Source organism: Entomomonas asaccharolytica (genome assembly GCF_016653615.1).
In the GTDB taxonomy this organism is placed as follows: Bacteria; Pseudomonadota; Gammaproteobacteria; order Pseudomonadales; family Pseudomonadaceae; genus Entomomonas; species Entomomonas asaccharolytica.
In genome coordinates, this window is sequence record NZ_CP067393.1 from 981,045 (window position 1) to 1,000,172 (window position 19,128).

The following is a 19,128-nucleotide window of genomic DNA, read 5'->3' on the forward strand; positions in this document are numbered from 1 at the left end:
AAAATGAATTTTAAATACCCAATTAGCAAAGAAGATGGTACTGACTACAAAGCAAGCGAACTCTACGGTATTCTTTCCAGAGAAACATCAGGACACTACCTACTAGGTAACCACCAATTTTGGCATGGTGGTATCCACTTTACCAGCAATACAGTAGAACAATGCGTGCTTAAACAACCTATTCGCTGTATAGCAGATGGTGAAGTAATAGCCTATCGCATCAACAAAAAATACGAAGAGTCCAAACTTAATACCACTACCTTACAATACTCAAACTCCTTCTGCTTAGTTAAACACCAATACAAATCACCCTCAGAGCCTGTTAAAGAACCAGCAAAAGACCCAACTAAGCTTAATGACACATGGCAGGGTAAAAAGATTAGAACCTTAGCAACAGGTTTTTCCTCTTATAGCGATGAAGCTTATAGCAAAGACCGAAAGGTAATGCCTAAAGGACTTATGCTAGAAATACTGCAAGTAAACAATACTACTAAAACAATAGCTAAAACCGAATACTATTTAACCAAAGCCAAAGTACTACAAGCTGTAGCAGCAGCTACCAAACTTACAACAAGTGCCTATGCTAAAGATGAAGAAATCTGGTTTGCAGGATTTAAGAAAGATGGTAGTCTTCAATACAGTACAGACAACAAAACAGACCTATTTAAAGATATTACCCCTCAAGAGTGGACAAACAAAACCATTACTCTTAGCAAGACTTTTACAGGCTATAAAGCCCTGAGTGATGCCAGTGAAAAGAGCCGTGAACAAATAGTCATTCCTGAAAAAACAGCCTTACAGATAAAAGAAGTTCAGACAGCATTAGTCAATGATTATCACTATAGTAAAGTCACGGCTTCCACTGCCTTAAAAATACAGGATGCTCACGGTAAAGTATTAGCAAGCGAATGGCCAGCTAACCAAGAGTTTTGGATGGCATTAACAGACCAAGAAGGCTATGTACCTGTAACAACAGACAACAAAGAACTCTATACTGATACCACACCGCCACCAGAGCCTAAAACCAATAAACTAACCTTTTATAGTTTATATATGCACCTACTGCCCTATGAAGAATATCCCACAAAACAGGGTGAAGTGACCAAGCAATACAAAATGCTTAAAAGTATTAGAGTCCGTAATAAATTTATGGAAACTAAAGACCTTGAAGATAAAAAACAAGATACAGATACCGTATTAGGCTCTATCAGCAAAGACAGTATCATCAACCTAATAGGACAACCGAAAGAAACAGAAGATGGTAAATATTGCTTAATACAAGGTACTATTGAAGGTACTACAGGCAAAATTACTCAAGGTGGAAAAGACGTTACCATAGGTAAAGATGGTTTTTGGGTGGCTATTAATAAAGAAATAAGTACAGGTAAACGAGATATTTATGCACAAGAGCTGCCATCAGCTAAACGTGAATATCCTAGTTATTGGGCGCAACAAGTTACAGCTAAAGTCATTACAACAATGGATGTTCGCCAAGCACCTACCAGTAAAGGTATAGCTGGAGCAACATTAGATGTAAAACTTGCTATTGGTGATGAGGTTACCTACAACAACAAAAAAATAAAAGAAGTAACCTTAGATAAGACAACCTATCTAATGGCTGAATGCAAACTAACAAAAGAAAAACCAGACTTTACTAAAAAAGGTATTACCACCTTCTGGGCGATTGTTGATAGTAAACATATGACCACCACTAAAGCAAATCCCGTTAGCTTTGACAAAGTAGAAACAGCTTATCCTGTAAAAATTAGTGCTGGAGACCCAATAGGTTATTTAGGTCTTTATGAAGTACCTACCTCAGCAACAGGTGGCAAAAGCGATAAACCAAAAAAACAAGTACATATTGAAGTATTTACCACAACAGACGAAGCCGAACTAAAGAAATTTCTTGATAATGAAGCAGGGCTAACTGGTGGTAAACAATATATACAGATTCCAAAAGACACAATACTACAAAAAAATGCTCCTAATAAAGACACTAAGTCTACACAACCTGAAACAACAGAACAGCTAAAAGAAGCTTACTATAAAACTCAACAGCAACATATTATCTCCCCTGATAATATAAAAGAAGTAAATGGAACTTACCAAATATCCATCTATGAAAATAAACAATCCATCACAGGCTATATATCACCAAGTAAAACTCAAAAAATAAGCCAATACGAATGGACAAAACTAGGTTTTACCATCATAAAAGAAGAAAACACCACTACAGATGGTTCAGTTACCACCAAAACAGATGGCTTTATTGACCAAACTGATATGAGTAAATTCTATCAGGATATTTGTAAAGAAATGGACAGCAAAGATAATGGTGGTGATGGAGATGGTAAACTCTCCTTACCTGAGCTAAGAAGTGCTTTAAAAGACCCTGTACTAAGCAATAAATGGTCAAAACTAATAGCTTATCATCCTACAGAATGGCAAGCTAAAGGAGATGATCCTAAATGGAATAGACTAGAAACAGATATACTCAAAGGGGAAACTAACAAAGCCCTAAGAGAACATGAAAAAGAACGTATTACAAAGCTAGTTTTTTGGGATGAAGGTATAGCAGACTTAGCAGGTAAAAAACAAGCTTATCATTTTCATCCTATTGCTTTCGTTGAGAGTATCTCAGGTAATAGACATCCTATAATTTATATTGATGATAAACCAATAGAGTTAGATTTTTTATGGTTTTATGATGGTAGTAAAATTACAGAAAATGATTATGTGGAAGCTGCAAATAAATTAGGATGTGAAGTTGCAGCAATAAAAGCTGTTGCCAAGACTGAAACGGGAAGTAGTGGAAGTTATTTCTCTTTTCCAAAGGATGATAAAGTTCCTGCTATTTTGTTTGAAAGGCATCATTTCCATAAATACACAAATGGAATATATAGCGCTAAAAATCCTGATATATCAAATGCAAGTGCAGGGGGCTATGGCTCAACTAAAATACAATATAAGAAATTGCTTAAAGCATATAATCTTGATAAGGTTGCTGCATTGAAATCAGCTTCTTGGGGTATGTTCCAAATATTAGGTTCAAATCATGTAGCTGCTGGGTATAAAACAGTTGAAGATTTCGTTATGGGGATTAGTCTTTCTGAAAAGAACCACCTAAAAGCATTTGTAAATTTTATTAAAGCAGACTCTAGATTATCTAGTTCAATCGTTAGTAAGGATTGGACAAAATTTGCAAAAGCTTATAATGGTCCTGCTCAGCAAGGTTATGATACAAAGATGGAGGCACATTATAATGCTCTTACAGCAAAATAATAGAAAATGTATTTGTTTTATGTTTTTTTTATTAATAATAAGTAATGCTTATGCAACTGATTCTATATGTGATACTGATGAAGATGTATTATTCTCTTGTACTATGCAAAATGGTAAGCAATTATCTATTTGTGGGGTAAAGAAAGAAAATCAACTATTAATTAATTATAAATATGGTAAGCCTAAAAAAATTGAGCTTATTTTTCCTCAAAATGCACAGGATAATAATGACTTATTTAAATATAATCATTATTTTAGATACCAAACTGACTATTTTCGGATAGTTTTTGTGAATAATGGTTATGAATATGAAATTTATAGAAATTATGATGGAGAGAACTCTAATGAAGTAACTGCTGGAGTCAATGTTTCTAATTTACTCTCAGCAAAAACTTATAATAATCAATGTAAAACATTACAAACAGATAGGATAAATCAACTATCTGATTTATTAGATTGTGATAATGACAATGCACTCGGTTGTGAATTTAATAAATCTAACTAATAAAAATGTTGTTATTGATATCGTTTTTGACTTTTCTCATGAACGATATTGGTCATATCCTCATTCTAAAGTACCATGGGGTACAGATAAAAGTTCATGACCTCCTGTCTTAGAAGGCAATCCACATAAATAGTGGAGAAGTTGATTATGAAAAAAGTTAAAATTATTGTTATTCTGTTTTTATATTTTTTTACATCACATTTATTATTTGCAAAAGAAATATTTATAGATGAGTCTTCAGGTAAAGAATATCTATTTTTAGGTAGTGTTGAAGAAAACCAAAAAAAATGGTTAGATTTGAAAAATAATAAAATAGAATGGATTGAAAATAGTAAGTTACAGCAACAAAGTGGTCAATTAACACCTGAAGAGTTTTTTGAAAAAATAATCAAAAGTGGCTTAATATTTTATGCTGATGGGGCTGAACCATTCTGGAATGCTACTATTTCTGAAAACAAATTAAACATATCAATATCTGGTGAAAAAGAGCAAGAATTAGCTATCAAAATGGAAATGGATAAAAAACCTTTAGATGGTGTTTTTTTATTAATGTTTCAATCAAAAGATCATGAAGTTTATGGACTAATTAGAAAACTTTGGTGGGATACACCCTGTGATATTAGTGTTACTGATGAAACATCCACTTTTGAAGTATTCATCAATTATCGAGGAAAAATTGTTAAGGGTTGTGCTAGGCTAGATAAGAAGTAGCTTTTATGTGTATGTTAAATTATAAGTGTATATTGCTTACTATTTTAATTCTGATAACAATGGCTGCTAGAGGAGAAGAAATTCAAATAGAGTCAATTAAGTCTACAGAAGGTGCTGGTATAGAGTGTACTTCAACAATGTCAGGAAATTTAACATTAGATATCATGGGAGAAATAGGTAAAAGAAGTATCTCTATTATAAAAAAAGATAAATACCTATATATAAGTGATAAAAATATTCGTTATTCTCAACCTATCTATGAAGATAGTAAAAATATTTTTAATGTATTAGAGGTTTCAAGGAGTATGTACTTTTTACATGGTGAACCTGTACGTGGTACTTTGGGAGATGAAGAATTAGAAAAATCAAAAGAGTCTTATAACATACTTAAGGAAGCATTAGAGGAAGCACATGAAAAAGGGAGTTGTTTGAATTGGAAACTATAAAATAATATTTACTATTAATAGCATATGATTATAAAAGAGGATAAATCGATCAAAATAAAAGATATGATATTTGTAATTACCTTTTTCTTGGTATCCCCATTAATTTCTTTAGGCTCCTCTTTGGAAGAAGATTATGATGGAGATGGAATTAATGATAGAGTCCAAGAAGAAACAGTAGATAATACGTTACATTTAAAGATGTGGCTTTCTTCCATTGATAAAGAAAAGTCTTACATTATAAAGCCAGCAGATGAAGATAAAATCCCAACAGTTCATCAGAGTTATAAAAAAGGATATTTAGAGTTAGATAGCACATATTATAGTGTGCAAGGGCAGATCTATATAGAATTATATAAATGGTCGCTTGAGAAAAAAACTGGATTTTAACAAAAATAATAACTGGAGAAAGACCAGATCCTGCTAATGCTATATTGATCCCATCATTAGAAGTAGCATACGCAGAAAGTTGTTTTGCTTTAGGAGTGTATCCTCATATAAAGAAGTAACAGAATCAAGAGTTCAGAAAGATATCAACGAAAGATTAGAAAAGAGAATATCTTTATATAATAATGGTAAGGTCGATGAAGCTATTAAAGATATTGATGTGTATGATGCAGTATCTTATTCAACAGTTTTAAATGATGAGAATTTGGTGTTTCTTAATGATTTAGCATTTTATTTAGAGAAAGAAAATCCCACTGCTAGTGCCTTAATTTTAGAAAAAATATTAGCAAAATACCCAAATAGAATGGTAGCTAAACTTAACTTGGCAGATGCATACTGGGCAATTTTGGAAGGTAATTCTCCTAAGATTAAGCAACTATATCAGGAATATAAAGAAACAATGATTCCGAAAGGTTTAGCTAAGAAAATACCTGCAAGAGTATTTGAACGTACTGAATAAGGTAAAGGTTTTGCCTTATCTGTGTAATTAAAAACTAAAATTTGTTTAATTTGACCTTACAGCAAATTGAAATAGGGGTATAAATCGGGGTATATTTTACTTTATTCAATAAAAAAGCCTAGTTAAATCAATTAACTAGGCTTTATATATGGAGGCCGGGGTCGGAATCGAACCGGCATAGACGGATTTGCAATCCGCTGCATAAGCCATTCTGCCACCCGGCCATAAGAGTCGGCTATTCTAGCTTTCGAGCATAAGACTGTCAAATAATTTTGGGTTATTTTTTAATAGGAAGGAAGTTTTGTAGGTGGAATGCAAAAGCCGCACAGATAGGTGCGGCTTTAAGCAGTTGTAGTAATTAGTTACCAGAGTTAGAGGTAGTAGAGTCTGCTTCTGCTTTTTCTTTCATTTGTTCTGTGTCATTTTTTAGGTTTTCTGATTTTTGTTGCATGGTTGCATCCATTTTGTCTTTGCTATCAGAAGTTGATTGTTTAGCGTCATCCCAAGCTTCAGAGGCAGATTTTTTTGCTTCGTCCCACTTTTCAGAAGTGGCTTGCTTAGCATCATCCCAGTTTTCAGAGGTAGTTTGTTTAGCGTCATCCCATGTTTCAGAGGCAGACTTTTTAGCTTCGTCCCATTTTTCAGAAGTAGCTTGTTTAGCGTCATCCCATTTTTCTGCTGTAGCACTTTTAGCTTGCTCAGTTTTAGCTGCAGCGGTGTCTTTTACATTACTAGCAGCTTCTTTAAGATTCTCAGAAGTTGTTGAGGTATTTTGAGGTGTTGTAGTTACTGTTTCTTTTTTATTGTCATCGCAACCTGTTAGAGCCAATAATACTAATCCACCTAACAATATTTTTTTCATAAGAAGAACCTCTGTTAATTAAGAATAAGTTGTTCTTATGATATAAATAATTAGCTATTAAGTAAGTTAGACGATGGTCATAGTATTTGCTGTGGTTTAAGAGTATGTTAAAAGTGGTTAGAGGGTGTTTTTAGAGGTTGTTTTATAAATCTGTAACAAGTAATAATTTATCGTAAACAAATGGTTTATTCAATGGTCTTAATGTAATAGTAGGTTAAGGGTGATATTGTATATTTGCCCTTGAATAGTTGGCGCATAATACCCATTTAATTAAAAAACTTGAGGGTTGATATTGATATGCAATTTATTGATTATTATAAAGTATTAGGAGTAGAGCCTACTGCTGATGATAAGACGATTAAGGCTGCTTATCGTAAGCTGGCGCGGCAGTATCATCCTGATGTAAATAAAGAGGCAGGAGCAGAAGATAAGTTTAAAGAGGTTGCTGAAGCCTACGATGTATTAAAAAGCCCAGAAAAAAGGGCTGAATTTGATCAGTTACGTGAATATGCACAACATGGAGGTAATTTTGAGGTACCTCCTAATTGGCAATCACAAGCAGGTGCTGGAAATGGTGGTTTCCATTTTGAAACAGATGGGGATATGGGCGATTTCTCAGACTTCTTTGAGTCTATATTTGGTGCAGGACGTCGTGCAAGCAGCGCACGAAGTAATACTGGCAGTGCTGGATTTTCTTTTAAACGAGCTGGGCGTGATATTGAGTTAGAGTTACCCATCTTTCTAGAAGAAGTTGTTTCTGGTGATTCAAAAGCGATTAGTTTCAAAGTTCCTAGCTATGATGCTAATGGTCAGAGACAAGCGGATATTACTAAAAGCTTAAATGTAAAAATCCCAAAAGGAGTTGTATCAGGTGAACGTATCCGTTTAAAAGGACAGGGCGCACCTGGAATTGGAGGCGCAGCTTGTGGTGATTTGTATTTAATTATAAAATTTGCTCCTCATCCTGATTTTGATGTTAAAGACTATGATTTGACTTTATCATTACCAATAGCGCCTTGGGAGACTGCATTGGGTGCTAAAGTAGCTATCCCTACATTAGCAGGTAAAGTAAATATTAATATTCCTGAAAATAGTCAAGCAGGCCAAAAGTTTAGGGTTAAAGGCAAAGGTTTACCTAAGAAAAAAGATGGCGATGCTGGTGATTTATATGTGATGTTAAAGGTAGTTATGCCTCCAACATTAAATGAAGAATCCAAGACTTTATGGCAAGAACTTGCAGCTAAGAATTCTTTTGATCCACGTACAGGGGGTAAAAAGTAATGGTTACTGTGTATGTTTATAATGTACGAGAATTATGCCAAGCTATTCATATTTCTGAACATTCTCTAGTTGAAATTGTAGAGCATGGTATTGTCGAACCAGAAGGTGAGTCTATCTCAGAGTGGGTATTTGATACACAAGCATTAGCACTGGTTAGAAAGGCAGTGCGTTTACAACGTGATTTGGAACTGGATTGGTCTGCTACAGCCTTAGCTATTAGTTTGTTGGAGCAAATTGATCAATTACATACAGATAATGAATACTTGAAACGGCGCTTAAAAAGGCTAGAGTTGACTCAAATTAAGTTGCTTTAAAGTATTAACTATTTGTTAGTTCGATAGTTATCTTTTTTGATACAAAAAAAACGTGCATATTTTTCCGTTATTGGGTATTTTCAGGTAAACTAACCAATAGTTTTAATCCTACGTTTAGAGATGAGTTGAATTTATATGTCAGACGCTCATGCCACCTTATTAATAATTGATGATGATAGAGTGGTACGTGCGAGTATAGCGGCCTATCTAGAAGATAGCGGCTTTACCGTATTACAATCAGCAGATGGTGCCGAGGGGCTAGCGATATTTGAAAGCAAGCGTCCTGATTTGGTTATTTGTGATTTACGAATGCCAAGACTAGGTGGCATTGATCTGATACGACATATTGTGAAGATAGATCCAGAGCTTCCCGTAATAGTCGTTTCTGGTGCAGGCGTTATGAACGATGCTGTAGAAGCTTTACGTTTAGGCGCTGTTGATTATTTAATTAAACCTATTGAAGACTTAGCTGTTCTTGAACATTCAATAAAACGCAGTTTAGAACGTGCCAAGTTAGCAAAAGAGAATCATCTCTATCAATTGCAGTTGCAAGAAAGCCTTAATTTATTAAAAGAAGACCAAGATGCAGGGCATCGGGCGCAGATGAATATGCTACCTGAAACGCCTTGGAATACTAATGGTTTGCATTTTGCTCACAAAGTTATTCCTTCATTGTATCTGTCTGGTGACTTTGTGGATTATTTTCGCATAGATGATGAACGAGTTTTCTTTTATTTGGCGGATGTTTCTGGGCATGGTGCTTCTTCTGCATTTGCTACTGTTTTATTAAAATTTATTACAACTAGTTGGTTGTATAAATTGCATCGCAAGGGATTGGTTAGGGATTTAAAGCCATCTATTTTATTAGGCCATATTAATAAAGGACTGATAGATAGTAAAATAGGCAAGCATGTAACCATGGTAATGGGTATAATTAATGAAAAAAATAATACACTCACTTATACAATGGGGGGGCATTTGCCGCTCCCTGTGCTGAATAGCGAAGGAAAAGGGCATTATTTAGAGGGAACTGGGAAGGTTGTAGGCTTGTTTGAGGACGCTGTGTTTGAAGATATTAAAATACAGTTACCAACAAGTTATACATTAACGTTATTGTCTGATGGTATTTTGGATTTATTGCCTGGTAATGATCTTAAGGAAAAAGAGGTATTGCTTCCCAAATTGATTGCAGAAAATGATGGTTCATTAGAGTCATTATTAAACGCACTAGGTTTGGCTGAGTTAGAAGCATCACCAGATGATATATCATTATTGTTTATACGCGGAAACGCCATATGAGTATTGAGCATTCAACAGGGAAGATTTTATACACTGAACAGGATGATCTATTTGTTTTAAAATTAACAGGAGATGTTCGTTTAACATTATGTACAGCTCTTGATACAGCAATTTCCAAGCTGTTTGCTGAAAATAAATTTAAAGGTGTTACTTTAGATTTAACAGAGGCAGTGAGTTTAGATAGTACAACATTGGGTTTATTAGCTAAGTTGTCTATTTTAGCTAAGCAATCAATTAATGTGTTGCCTACTTTAGAAACTTCTAATGAAGATATTATTCGTTTATTAGATTCTATGGGTATTAAAGATTCTTTTAATATAACAGAAGGTAAGCAAGAACAATGGCTTGACCTTAAAGATTTAACTTCTGATGTTTGCTCTGAAGCTTTTGTAAAAGAGAAAGTATTAGAAGCTCATAAAATCTTAATGGATGTTAATGATAATAATAAAGCGGCATTTAAGGACCTAGTAAGTACTTTAGAGGCACAATAACTAAAATGACATAGTTTTTAATTAGAAAAGACCACTTATAAGTGGTCTTTTTTATGTGAGCTAGTTTTTTACACGCTGTAAGCGAACGCGTAGTTTACGATTAGAGATGTATTGTGCATACGCATTACCACCAACAGCAGTAGCAATCCCTATGATTACAATAGCAAAAAATACTTGCGTGGGTAGTGAGGTTAAATAACCTGATACAGAAGCAATTACTAAGCTTACAGCGATCAATACTAGGACTATACGAGGCACTATAGTGATATATAAGCAAGGATTACCAAAGTTGGCAAAACGGCTTCTTTCTTCTTTATCTACTAGTGCAATAGGATTTTTACAAAAAGGACAGCTAATACTTTGTTCAGCGCGCAATGCTTGTTGTTGCTTAGAATTAAGATGAAAAGGTCTGTTACAGCAATCAGGAAAGCCTTGGGCTCCTAATACAAATTTAATCATAAAGGCTCAATCATTGGTTAAAAAGTAAATTAATTAATAGTGGTTATCTACTATAATAACATCATAAAGTAAAAATAAAGGTGTTTAATAGCAATTTTGCTGAGAGTTTAGGTAATGGCAGATAAAGTTAAACGGTTTTGGGAAACTAAAACATTACAGGAAATGACCACAGAGGAGTGGGAAGCCTTATGTGATGGCTGTGGACTATGTTGTTTACAGAAATTGCAAGATGATGAAGATGATAGTGTTTACTACACACGTATTGCCTGTAAATTATTGGATTTAAAAACCTGTCAATGCCAACACTATACTGATCGTAAACAATATGTGGCCAATTGTATTCAGATTACGGTAAAAGATATTGATAGTTTTCATTGGTTACCCCCTAGTTGTGCTTATCGTCGTTTAGCGGAAAATGATAAACTGCCCGATTGGCATCCATTATTAACGGGTGAACCTGCAACGACTATTAAGTCAGGGATCACTATGTCAGGTAAAATGTTAAGTGAAACAACTGTTAGTGAAGATAAATGGGAAGATTATTTAATTTTTAGGGTAGGATAAATTATTATTGGTTAGAACGTAGTTCTAATTTAAACTCAATATGGATTGATAGGTTAAAGCAGCATGATTCAATTTCGTAATGTAGGTATTATAGGTCGGTTAGGTAGTCAACAAGTTATTGATACGGTATTTCGGCTGAAACAATTTTTAGCAGCGAAAAACCTACATGTGATGTTAGAAGAGTCCATTGCTGAAGCAATCTCAGAACATGATATGCAAGTTGCCTCTTATAACCTAATGGGAGAGAGCTGCGACTTAGCCATTGTGGTGGGTGGTGATGGTAGTGTGCTAGGTGCTGCAAGAGAGTTAGCCCCTTATAACATTCCTTTATTGGGTATTAATCGAGGTAACTTGGGTTTTTTAACCGATATCAAACCAGATGAATTAGAAAATCAGATAACAGAAGTATTAGAAGGACGTTATATGGTAGAAGAGCGATTTTTATTAACTGCCCATTCCTATCATAATGATCAATCTACAGGTTGTGCTGATGCGCTGAATGATGTGGTACTGCATGCAGGCCAGTCAACACGGATGATTGAGTTTGAGATTTTTTTAGATGGCCAATTTATTAGCAGTCAACGTGCTGATGGGTTGATTATTTCTACCCCAACAGGTTCTACAGCCTATGCTTTATCGGCTGGCGGCCCTATTATGCATCCTAAACTAGATGCTATTGTAGTGGTGCCTATGTATCCACATACACTTTCAAGCCGACCTATAGTGGTGGATGCACGTAGTGAATTAAAAATTGTGATTTCGCCTAATATTGATATTCATCCACAAGTATCTTGTGATGCTCATAATCACTTATATTGCGCACCTGGCGATGTTATTACCGTTCGTAAAAATAGGCATAAAGTTAAGTTATTGCATTTATTAGGTTATAACTACTATGAAATTTGTCGTAACAAGCTTGGTTGGGGTAGCCGCTTGGGAAGGGAACACGATTAATGTGGCTTGACCCAAAGAGGGGATATGACATTATAGGAGATATACACGGTTGCGCGAATGCATTAAGCCAGTTATTGGAGCAGCTAGGCTATATCAAGCAAGATGGTGTTTGGCAACATCCAAAACGGATGGCTTTATTTTTAGGTGATATTGTTGATAGAGGCCCCCATATTAGAGAAGCATTGCATATAGTTAAAGCGATGGTTGATAAGGGGCAGGCTGTTTGTTTGATGGGTAACCATGAGTACTATAGCTTAGGCTGGTTTACACCGCGTCAAGATAATCCTACTAAGTTTGTACATGCACATAATGCAAGAAATAGACGTATTATTACTGAGACACTTCAGCAATTTGAAGCCTACCCTGAAGAATGGCAAGCGTTTTTACAATGGTTTTATACTCTGCCTTTATTTATTGATGCAGGACGCTTTCGATTAGTTCATGCCTATTGGGATCAGCAATTAATTAATCAATTTAAAGAGCTTTGTCCTGATGAACAGATCACACCTGAGTTATTACAGCAATCTGCTGATTATAATAGTGTGGCTTATAAGATATTTGATCATTTATTAAAGGGACTGAGACTGCCTTTATTAGATGGCCAAGTGTTAGTCAGTAAAGATGGTTATGCTCGTAATGTCTTTAGGGCAAAATTTTGGGCAGATCATCCACAAACATATGAGGATGTAGTATTTCAACCTGATGCTTTGCCGCAGACTGCAATGGTTACTCCTTTAACTGAACAACAAAAATATAGTTGCTCCGTTTATTCAGTAGATGAACCACTATTATTTGTAGGCCATTATTGGTGTGATGGAATGCCAGCACCTATCCAAAATAATTTGGCTTGTCTTGATTACAGCGCAGTAAAATATGGCAAGTTAGTGGCTTATCGTCTGGATGATGAAACGCAGATAGATAGCAATAAGTTTGTCTGGGTAAATGTGGAAAGGCCTCATTAGTCTTATATCAAGAGGCAACCATTTTCGGTATATTAATTTTATTTAGAGCAGATCAATAAACTGTTTTATATTGTTTATAGCGATATGGAATCTCTACTGATGATGAAAAAAATAATTGTTTTACTATTACTATTAAATATAAGTGGTTATTACAGTTATTTGCAAGCAGCAACTACTGTATATCAAGCTAATCAAGTAGTAGCAGAAAATGATGCTTTTCTACGTAAGTTAATTAATAAAACTCAGCAAGGATTTTTAGTACAGGATTTTTACCAAGAAGGTATGAAGTACACTGATCCTTATCTCTTGTTAGATCAACAGCAACTAACACAAAATAATTTTGAATTAGATGATTATTTAAATTATCGTATTGATGGTGTTTTAATTGTCTGGCGCAGTGATGGACAAAAATTTCTAGAAGCTAATTTCTTAAAAGGTAAACCACAAGGTACTTGGACTTATTGGAACTTTTTAGGTGGCAAAAGCCTACAGGGTAATTATCAGCAAGGCGATAAAGTGGGTGAATGGATATCTTGGTATAACAACCAACAAATAAAACAGCGAGGCAGTTATACAAAAGGTAAACAGCAAGGCCATTGGCAAATGTGGCATACCAATGGACAGCAACAATATAATGAGTTCTATAATAATGGTTTGCTAGAGGGAGAGTGGCAAAGTTGGTTTTATGATGGTAAAGCAGAAATCACGGGGCAGTATAAACAAGGTAAAAAAGAGGGGCTTTGGCAAGGCTTCTATGAGTCAGGGGATAGATTTATTTATCATTATCAAAATGGTATTGAAGATGGTTTATGGCAGCGTTGGTATGCCAATGGTCAAAAAGGCTATGAAGGGTATTATCAACATGGCAAACGCAATGGTATTTGGCAATATTGGCATGATAATGGTCAATTATCAGCCAAAATAACCTATAAGCAGGGTGAGCCTGTTGGCCAAGTAACCAGAATGCACCAGAATGGACAAATTGCACAACAGGGGAATTATATAGAGGGTAAACGGCAAGGAATTTGGCTAGCTTGGTATGATAATGGCGAAAAAAGAGAACAAGGGAATTATCAGCTTGATTTACAACAAGGACTTTGGACGCTATGGTATCCCAATGGCAATAAATTTATAGAAGCTAATTATCGAGAGGGTAATAAGCAAGGCAAGTGGTCGCAATGGTATGACAATGGCAAACCATTATTAATAGGCGAATATAACCATAATTTAGCAGAAGGAACGTGGCAATATTGGGCAGAAGATGGTTCAAAGTATATGCAACAACTTTATATAGAAGGTAATTTGCAACATTAGCATGATGTTTTACAGTCTAAGTTAATAGTGATACATTAAAAAGCTTTATTGCATAAATGTGTTTTCACTAATTAATTTTCTAAAGAGGAAAGCTAATGGCTGTAATATTACAAATCGATTTTACTATGTCAGCTGATATGTTAGGTGATCGTTTGGTTAATTCTGCTATAGAATTAGCTAACAGCATTACTAAAGAACATGGCTTTATTGCAAAAATATGGACTGAGAATAAAGCAACTAGTGAAGCTGGAGGTATTTACCTATTTAAAAACAGAGAATCAGCGCAAAACTATCTAGATATGCATCAACAACGAGTAGAAAAAATGGGTGCAAGCAATATTAACTATAAAATCTTTGAGATTAATGAAGCATTAACTAATATAACTAAAGGCCCTTTAAACTGGGACTAATAGGCAATAATTGATAATTACCTAAAGGATAGTTATTTTCCGTTATAATAGTCACCGTTTATTTTTAGTAGGAAATCAGCAAATGTTAGTATTGGGGTTAGAAACCTCTTGTGATGAAACAGGTGTGGCACTTTATGACAGTGACAAGGGGCTACTGGCTGATGCGTTATTTAGCCAAATTGACTTACACCGTATTTATGGTGGGGTAGTACCTGAGTTAGCATCACGCGACCATATTAAGCGTTTAATTCCTTTACTAAATCAAGTATTAGCTGAAGCAGGTTGTGAAAAATCAGCTATTGATGCAATAGCTTATACAGCAGGACCAGGCTTAGTAGGTGCTTTGTTAGTAGGTGCTTCATTTGCTCAAGCACTGTCTTTTGCATGGGGTATTCCCTCTGTAGGTGTGCATCATATGGAGGGCCATTTATTGGCGCCTATGTTAGAAGAAAACCCTCCACAATTTCCTTTTGTAGCTTTATTAGTGTCTGGTGGTCATACTCAGTTAGTAAAAGTTGAGGGCATTGGTCGTTATGAGCTACTCGGTGAGTCTGTGGATGATGCCGCAGGTGAAGCTTTTGATAAAACAGCTAAATTATTAGGGCTTAATTATCCAGGTGGGCCAGAAATTGCTCGTTTAGCAGAACTAGGCATGGCCAAACGTTTTAAATTTCCTAGACCTATGACAGATCGTCCAGGATTAATGTTTAGTTTTAGTGGCCTTAAAACAGCAGCTCTAAATGCATGGCAGCAATGTAAAGCAGATAATGAGGATACTGAGCAAACCAAAGCAGATATTGCATTGGCTTTTCAGCAAGCGGTAGTGGAAACATTAACCATAAAATGTCGTCGTGCTTTAGAACAGACAGGTTTAAATCAATTAGTAATTGCAGGTGGAGTGAGTGCTAATAAAGCACTTCGTTACTCTTTAGAAGAAATGGTTAAACCTTTACAAGGTAATGTGTTTTATGCACGGCCACAGTTTTGTACTGATAATGGTGCAATGATTGCTTATGCAGGTTGCCAACGATTAATGGCAGGAGAACATAGTGATTTGGCAATAGAAGTGAAAGCACGTTGGCCAATGGAGCAGTTACCTGCAATTTAAGTAGTAAAAAGGGTATCACTGACTGATACCCTTTATAACTAACCCTTTAGTTTTTATACTTTGTTTAAATATGCATTGATTATGTGTTATAGATTAATTTTAATTTATAAACAAGGCCTGCTAATACACCACCTAATATAGGGAATACAATAAATACCCATAGTTGTGCTAATGCATGTCCATTAAATAATGCTGGGCCTAAGCTACGAGCAGGGTTAACAGAAACGCCTGTTACATGAATACCAACAATATGAATAAGCACTAAAGTAAAGCCAATAGCTAATCCTGCAAATTTATTCAAAGCTTGTTCATGGGTAGAACCAAGAATAACAAACACAAAGATAAAAGTAGCAATAGTTTCAAATAGTGCAGCAGCCATTAGGTTATATTGACCTTGATAACCTTCACCATAGCCATTATGACCAAGGCCATTTGCTAGTATAAAGTCAGGTGAACCACTGGCAATAAGATAGAGAATAGTTGCGCCCACAATAGCGCCAAGGCATTGAGCGATAATATAAGGTATAGCATCTTGTACAGTAATACGGTTACTGACTAATGCACCAATAGTAACTGCAGGGTTAATATGGCAGCCTGATATAGGCCCTATGGCATAAGCCATTGCGACAATACTAAGACCAAATGCAAACGCGATACCTAGTTGCCCTACTTGAGCCCCTGCTAATACAGCCGCGCCGCAGCCAAATAACACGAGAGTAGCAGTTCCTATAAATTCAGCAATATATTTTTTCATGATAATAAATCCAAAGTTTTTTTAGTATTATATATCTTTCTGATATAAAAGATATTTTTATTCTTTAGTCTACTATCTTTTTTTAAAAATGGTGTTCACGGCCAGCTATTAAATCACGTAAATTACGACGGTGTCGCCAAAGAATGAGAGCGCAGAGTACCAAAATAGGTAAAAGAATAATATGTTCAAAGAGAATGGATATTATCATCATTACTGCCAGTGCTACTAAGGCAGATAGAGAACTGGTACGAGTGAAGTAAAAGGTTATTCCCCAAGCTATAATTGCAATCATACCAATAATTGGAGATACAGCAAGCACCATGCCAGCCGCAGTGGCAACACCTTTACCACCTTTAAAGTGAAAATAAACAGGGTAGAGATGGCCAATAATAGCGCCTATACCAATCCATGCTTGTTGTTCTAGTGTAAAATCTAATTGTTTAGCAATAAATACTGGTAGAATACCTTTTATTAAATCACCTATTAGGGTAAAAATAGCAAGGCGCATGCCTGCAACTCGCATCATATTGGTGGCACCAGGATTACCTGAACCTAATGTGCGAGGGTCTGTTTTGCCTGTTATTTTGCTTAATAAAATAGCAAAAGAGACAGAACCTAATAAATATGAAAAAAGTAGTAACAACCAGAACATGATAATTATTCCTATCCCAAGTGTTGATTGTAGCGAGATATTGTAATGGTGGATATAGTTTTTATTGAAAATCTTGAGGTTAGCTCTGTAATAGGTGTCTATGACTGGGAAAGAACTATTCAACAATGCTTAATCATTGATTTGCAAATGGCGTGGGATAATAAACCAGCCGCAATAGATGATGATATTACAAAAGCGTTAGATTATGCCAAAGTATCTGAAGCGATTGAAAAATTTGCAGCAAATAGCCAATTTCAATTAGTGGAAACCTTTGCAGAGCAACTGGCAACATTGTTAATGCAACAATTTAATATCCCTTGGCTTCAATTAAAGATAACCAAACCTGGTGCTGTACCAGCCGCCAAAGGAGTGGGCGTGGAGATTGAACGCGGATGTCGTTAACACAGGTTTGGTTAGGTCTAGGAAGTAATATCAATCAACAGCAGCATATTTCGGCTGCATTATTGGCACTTTCAAAGGTGTTGCAGAATATGCAATGTTCTCCCGTTTTTGAGAGTGAGTCTGTAGGAATTACCAGTAGTAATTTTTATAATCTAGTAGTGACAGGGTCAACTTCATTGCCTCTCTTAGAACTAAGTGCTATTTTAAAGAAAATAGAAGCAGATAACGGACGCTATGATAAAAATAAGAAGTCCTTGCCGTTAGATGTAGATCTATTATTGTATGGTGAGCAAGTGGGTGAATTTGATCGTATCACCTTACCCCATACAGGTATTTTAAAGAATGCCTATGTGCTATTGCCACTTTCCATGCTATCACCTTTCCATAAACATCCCATATTGGGTATGACCTTTGCTGAAATATGGCAACATTCTCAATCTGAGATAAATCAGAAACTATGGATTATTGATACTCCTTGGCTTAGCTGTTAAGGCTAAAATACTAGAGATATTGGTTGTTAGTTTTATAGTTAAGAGAGATAATTCTATTCGTCTCAACATGAGGAGTATGCCATGAAAGAACGGGGTACATTTGTTATTAATGCCTATGCTGGATTTATTGTTTTAGCGATATTTATAGGGATAGCTGTCTATTTATTAAAACCGATATTAAGCGAACAATTACCAAGCATTAGTCATATAGTGATAGCTGCTGTATTAGTGGTTGTGTCATTTTTATTGCTTACTTCTATGCGTATTATTGAGCCTAATCAAGCACGGGTTATTATTTTCTTTGGTACTTATTTAGGTACTATTCGTAAAAGTGGTATTTTTATGACCGTACCATTGGCTAAATCGATTGATATTTCATTACGGGTTAGAAATTTTAATAGTAATACCTTAAAGGTTAATGATATTGATGGTAATCCAATTGAGATTGCAGCAGTGGTGGTTTATCGGGTAGTTGATACAGCGAAAGCATGTTTTGATGTAGAACACTACGAATATTTTGTGGCTGTACAAAGTGAAACAGCCATTCGTCATGTGGCTACTAAGTATCCTTATGATACCTTTACTGATAGCGATATTTCTTTACGGGGCAATGCTGAGGCAGTGGCAGAGGAGTTAACACGTGAACTGCAAGAGCGTCTTTCAGTAGCGGGGGTAGAGGTAATTGAAGCACGTATTACTCACTTAGCCTATTCGCCTGAAATTGCCAGTGCAATGCTACAGCGCCAACAAGCAAGAGCGATACTTTCCGCTAGACAAATTATCGTTGAAGGGGCTGTTTATATGTCTAAAACAGCTATTCAGCAGTTAGAGCAAGACGGCACGCTAAATTTACAGGGCGAGCAACGCGCTAAATTAGTGAATAATCTATTAGTGTCTATTATTAGTGATCGTGGTACGCAACCAATTATTAATACAGGAACTTTAGACTAATATTTGTGGTAG

Annotated in this window: 23 protein-coding genes and 1 tRNA gene; 19 read left to right on the forward strand and 5 right to left on the reverse strand. The window is 35.5% G+C overall.

The genetic code is table 11. The features are described 5' to 3' along the window. The first annotated feature begins 3 nt into the window (after positions 1–3). The 6 genes from JHT90_RS04420 to JHT90_RS04445 all read left to right on the forward strand — a co-directional run bounded on the left by JHT90_RS04420 (position 4) and on the right by JHT90_RS04445 (position 5,848). Positions 4–3,282 (forward strand): N-acetylmuramidase family protein, encoded by a 3,279-nt coding sequence (locus JHT90_RS04420; protein WP_201094609.1) that lies wholly within the window; start codon positions 4–6, stop codon positions 3,280–3,282. Then, complete coding sequence (locus tag JHT90_RS04425; protein ID WP_201094612.1) at positions 3,263–3,787, forward strand: hypothetical protein; 525 nt, start codon at positions 3,263–3,265, stop codon at positions 3,785–3,787. The genes JHT90_RS04420 and JHT90_RS04425 overlap by 20 nt, the downstream gene beginning before the upstream one ends. Before the next feature lie 147 nt (positions 3,788–3,934). Then, positions 3,935–4,498 (forward strand): hypothetical protein, encoded by a 564-nt coding sequence (locus JHT90_RS04430; protein WP_201094614.1) that lies wholly within the window; start codon positions 3,935–3,937, stop codon positions 4,496–4,498. A gap of 11 nt (positions 4,499–4,509) precedes the next feature. Further along, positions 4,510–4,944 (forward strand): hypothetical protein, encoded by a 435-nt coding sequence (locus tag JHT90_RS04435; protein WP_201094616.1) that lies wholly within the window; start codon positions 4,510–4,512, stop codon positions 4,942–4,944. Positions 4,945–4,968: 24 nt separating this feature from the next. Beyond that, complete coding sequence (locus JHT90_RS04440) at positions 4,969–5,331, forward strand: hypothetical protein (protein ID WP_201094618.1); 363 nt, start codon at positions 4,969–4,971, stop codon at positions 5,329–5,331. A 79-nt stretch (positions 5,332–5,410) separates the two neighbouring features. Next, positions 5,411–5,848 carry a tetratricopeptide repeat protein gene (locus JHT90_RS04445; RefSeq protein ID WP_201094620.1) on the forward strand — a complete coding sequence of 146 codons (438 nt, stop codon included), beginning with the start codon at positions 5,411–5,413 and terminating at the stop codon, positions 5,846–5,848. Positions 5,849–5,997: 149 nt separating this feature from the next. On the opposite strand, the gene JHT90_RS04450 is transcribed toward JHT90_RS04445, so the two are convergent. Both JHT90_RS04450 and JHT90_RS04455 read right to left on the reverse strand, forming a co-directional pair. Beyond that, positions 5,998–6,072, reverse strand: a tRNA-Cys gene (locus tag JHT90_RS04450). A 134-nt stretch (positions 6,073–6,206) separates the two neighbouring features. Next, the gene (locus JHT90_RS04455) at positions 6,207–6,710 is read right to left on the reverse strand and encodes a hypothetical protein (protein ID WP_201094622.1); all 504 of its coding nucleotides are present in this window, start codon (positions 6,708–6,710) and stop codon (positions 6,207–6,209) included. A gap of 297 nt (positions 6,711–7,007) precedes the next feature. Between JHT90_RS04455 and JHT90_RS04460 the strand changes: the two genes are divergently transcribed. The 4 genes from JHT90_RS04460 to JHT90_RS04475 all read left to right on the forward strand — a co-directional run bounded on the left by JHT90_RS04460 (position 7,008) and on the right by JHT90_RS04475 (position 10,095). Beyond that, the gene (locus JHT90_RS04460) at positions 7,008–7,991 is read left to right on the forward strand and encodes a DnaJ C-terminal domain-containing protein (protein WP_201094629.1); all 984 of its coding nucleotides are present in this window, start codon (positions 7,008–7,010) and stop codon (positions 7,989–7,991) included. Continuing rightward, positions 7,991–8,305: a chaperone modulator CbpM gene (locus JHT90_RS04465; RefSeq protein ID WP_201094631.1), complete on the forward strand. Its 315-nt coding sequence runs from the start codon at positions 7,991–7,993 to the stop codon at positions 8,303–8,305. The genes JHT90_RS04460 and JHT90_RS04465 overlap by 1 nt, the downstream gene beginning before the upstream one ends. A gap of 135 nt (positions 8,306–8,440) precedes the next feature. Beyond that, positions 8,441–9,604 carry a response regulator gene (locus JHT90_RS04470; RefSeq protein WP_201094635.1) on the forward strand — a complete coding sequence of 388 codons (1,164 nt, stop codon included), beginning with the start codon at positions 8,441–8,443 and terminating at the stop codon, positions 9,602–9,604. Next, the gene (locus JHT90_RS04475; protein ID WP_201094637.1) at positions 9,601–10,095 is read left to right on the forward strand and encodes an STAS domain-containing protein; all 495 of its coding nucleotides are present in this window, start codon (positions 9,601–9,603) and stop codon (positions 10,093–10,095) included. Before JHT90_RS04470 ends, JHT90_RS04475 begins: the two co-directional genes overlap by 4 nt. Before the next feature lie 60 nt (positions 10,096–10,155). On the opposite strand, the gene JHT90_RS04480 is transcribed toward JHT90_RS04475, so the two are convergent. After that, complete coding sequence (locus tag JHT90_RS04480; RefSeq protein WP_201094639.1) at positions 10,156–10,554, reverse strand: hypothetical protein; 399 nt, start codon at positions 10,552–10,554, stop codon at positions 10,156–10,158. Between the two features lie 114 nt (positions 10,555–10,668). Between JHT90_RS04480 and JHT90_RS04485 the strand changes: the two genes are divergently transcribed. From JHT90_RS04485 to tsaD, 6 genes are all read left to right on the forward strand, one after another. After that, the gene (locus JHT90_RS04485; protein WP_201094641.1) at positions 10,669–11,118 is read left to right on the forward strand and encodes a YcgN family cysteine cluster protein; all 450 of its coding nucleotides are present in this window, start codon (positions 10,669–10,671) and stop codon (positions 11,116–11,118) included. Positions 11,119–11,181: 63 nt separating this feature from the next. Continuing rightward, complete coding sequence (locus tag JHT90_RS04490; protein ID WP_201094645.1) at positions 11,182–12,072, forward strand: NAD(+) kinase; 891 nt, start codon at positions 11,182–11,184, stop codon at positions 12,070–12,072. Further along, positions 12,072–13,034, forward strand: coding sequence for a metallophosphoesterase (locus JHT90_RS04495; protein WP_201094648.1), 963 nt, complete (start codon positions 12,072–12,074; stop codon positions 13,032–13,034). The genes JHT90_RS04490 and JHT90_RS04495 overlap by 1 nt, the downstream gene beginning before the upstream one ends. Positions 13,035–13,133: 99 nt before the next feature. Then, positions 13,134–14,348 carry a toxin-antitoxin system YwqK family antitoxin gene (locus tag JHT90_RS04500; RefSeq protein WP_201094650.1) on the forward strand — a complete coding sequence of 405 codons (1,215 nt, stop codon included), beginning with the start codon at positions 13,134–13,136 and terminating at the stop codon, positions 14,346–14,348. Between the two features lie 95 nt (positions 14,349–14,443). After that, positions 14,444–14,758: a monooxygenase gene (locus JHT90_RS04505; protein ID WP_201094652.1), complete on the forward strand. Its 315-nt coding sequence runs from the start codon at positions 14,444–14,446 to the stop codon at positions 14,756–14,758. An 82-nt stretch (positions 14,759–14,840) separates the two neighbouring features. Next, positions 14,841–15,866, forward strand: coding sequence for a tRNA (adenosine(37)-N6)-threonylcarbamoyltransferase complex transferase subunit TsaD (gene tsaD, locus JHT90_RS04510; protein WP_201094654.1), 1,026 nt, complete (start codon positions 14,841–14,843; stop codon positions 15,864–15,866). 79 nt (positions 15,867–15,945) lie between these two features. Here tsaD and aqpZ read toward each other — a convergent pair whose 3' ends face one another. Together aqpZ and plsY are read right to left on the reverse strand one after the other, a co-directional pair. Then, positions 15,946–16,620: an aquaporin Z gene (gene aqpZ, locus JHT90_RS04515; protein ID WP_201094656.1), complete on the reverse strand. Its 675-nt coding sequence runs from the start codon at positions 16,618–16,620 to the stop codon at positions 15,946–15,948. A gap of 82 nt (positions 16,621–16,702) precedes the next feature. After that, the gene (gene plsY / locus JHT90_RS04520; RefSeq protein WP_201094657.1) at positions 16,703–17,272 is read right to left on the reverse strand and encodes a glycerol-3-phosphate 1-O-acyltransferase PlsY; all 570 of its coding nucleotides are present in this window, start codon (positions 17,270–17,272) and stop codon (positions 16,703–16,705) included. Positions 17,273–17,320: 48 nt separating this feature from the next. Here plsY and folB point away from each other — a divergent pair, with 48 nt between their 5' ends. From folB to JHT90_RS04535, 3 genes are all read left to right on the forward strand, one after another. Continuing rightward, a complete protein-coding gene (gene folB / locus JHT90_RS04525; RefSeq protein ID WP_201095761.1) occupies positions 17,321–17,674 on the forward strand; it encodes a dihydroneopterin aldolase in 354 nt (117 codons plus the stop codon). Continuing rightward, the gene (gene folK, locus JHT90_RS04530; protein ID WP_201094659.1) at positions 17,665–18,165 is read left to right on the forward strand and encodes a 2-amino-4-hydroxy-6-hydroxymethyldihydropteridine diphosphokinase; all 501 of its coding nucleotides are present in this window, start codon (positions 17,665–17,667) and stop codon (positions 18,163–18,165) included. Before folB ends, folK begins: the two co-directional genes overlap by 10 nt. An 81-nt stretch (positions 18,166–18,246) precedes the next feature. Continuing rightward, positions 18,247–19,116: an SPFH domain-containing protein gene (locus JHT90_RS04535; protein ID WP_201094661.1), complete on the forward strand. Its 870-nt coding sequence runs from the start codon at positions 18,247–18,249 to the stop codon at positions 19,114–19,116. Positions 19,117–19,128 lie beyond the last annotated feature (12 nt).

What these genes read in the sequence shown, in the direction of transcription:
- JHT90_RS04470 (WP_201094635.1), top strand. Translation starts at nt 8,441, where the DNA reads ATGTCAGACGCTCATGCCACCTTATTAATAATTGATGATGATAGAGTG.
- JHT90_RS04435 (WP_201094616.1), top strand. Translation starts at nt 4,510, where the DNA reads ATGTTAAATTATAAGTGTATATTGCTTACTATTTTAATTCTGATAACA.
- JHT90_RS04505 (WP_201094652.1), top strand. Translation starts at nt 14,444, where the DNA reads ATGGCTGTAATATTACAAATCGATTTTACTATGTCAGCTGATATGTTA.
- JHT90_RS04425 (WP_201094612.1), top strand. Translation starts at nt 3,263, where the DNA reads ATGCTCTTACAGCAAAATAATAGAAAATGTATTTGTTTTATGTTTTTT.
- JHT90_RS04440 (WP_201094618.1), top strand. Translation starts at nt 4,969, where the DNA reads ATGATTATAAAAGAGGATAAATCGATCAAAATAAAAGATATGATATTT.
- JHT90_RS04420 (WP_201094609.1), top strand. Translation starts at nt 4, where the DNA reads ATGAATTTTAAATACCCAATTAGCAAAGAAGATGGTACTGACTACAAA.
- JHT90_RS04460 (WP_201094629.1), top strand. Translation starts at nt 7,008, where the DNA reads ATGCAATTTATTGATTATTATAAAGTATTAGGAGTAGAGCCTACTGCT.
- JHT90_RS04500 (WP_201094650.1), top strand. Translation starts at nt 13,134, where the DNA reads ATGATGAAAAAAATAATTGTTTTACTATTACTATTAAATATAAGTGGT.
- folK (WP_201094659.1), top strand. Translation starts at nt 17,665, where the DNA reads ATGTCGTTAACACAGGTTTGGTTAGGTCTAGGAAGTAATATCAATCAA.
- JHT90_RS04535 (WP_201094661.1), top strand. Translation starts at nt 18,247, where the DNA reads ATGAAAGAACGGGGTACATTTGTTATTAATGCCTATGCTGGATTTATT.
- aqpZ (WP_201094656.1), bottom strand. Translation starts at nt 16,620, where the DNA reads ATGAAAAAATATATTGCTGAATTTATAGGAACTGCTACTCTCGTGTTA.
- JHT90_RS04495 (WP_201094648.1), top strand. Translation starts at nt 12,072, where the DNA reads ATGTGGCTTGACCCAAAGAGGGGATATGACATTATAGGAGATATACAC.
- JHT90_RS04455 (WP_201094622.1), bottom strand. Translation starts at nt 6,710, where the DNA reads ATGAAAAAAATATTGTTAGGTGGATTAGTATTATTGGCTCTAACAGGT.
- JHT90_RS04430 (WP_201094614.1), top strand. Translation starts at nt 3,935, where the DNA reads ATGAAAAAAGTTAAAATTATTGTTATTCTGTTTTTATATTTTTTTACA.
- plsY (WP_201094657.1), bottom strand. Translation starts at nt 17,272, where the DNA reads ATGTTCTGGTTGTTACTACTTTTTTCATATTTATTAGGTTCTGTCTCT.
- JHT90_RS04485 (WP_201094641.1), top strand. Translation starts at nt 10,669, where the DNA reads ATGGCAGATAAAGTTAAACGGTTTTGGGAAACTAAAACATTACAGGAA.
- tsaD (WP_201094654.1), top strand. Translation starts at nt 14,841, where the DNA reads ATGTTAGTATTGGGGTTAGAAACCTCTTGTGATGAAACAGGTGTGGCA.
- JHT90_RS04475 (WP_201094637.1), top strand. Translation starts at nt 9,601, where the DNA reads ATGAGTATTGAGCATTCAACAGGGAAGATTTTATACACTGAACAGGAT.
- JHT90_RS04480 (WP_201094639.1), bottom strand. Translation starts at nt 10,554, where the DNA reads ATGATTAAATTTGTATTAGGAGCCCAAGGCTTTCCTGATTGCTGTAAC.
- JHT90_RS04490 (WP_201094645.1), top strand. Translation starts at nt 11,182, where the DNA reads ATGATTCAATTTCGTAATGTAGGTATTATAGGTCGGTTAGGTAGTCAA.
- JHT90_RS04465 (WP_201094631.1), top strand. Translation starts at nt 7,991, where the DNA reads ATGGTTACTGTGTATGTTTATAATGTACGAGAATTATGCCAAGCTATT.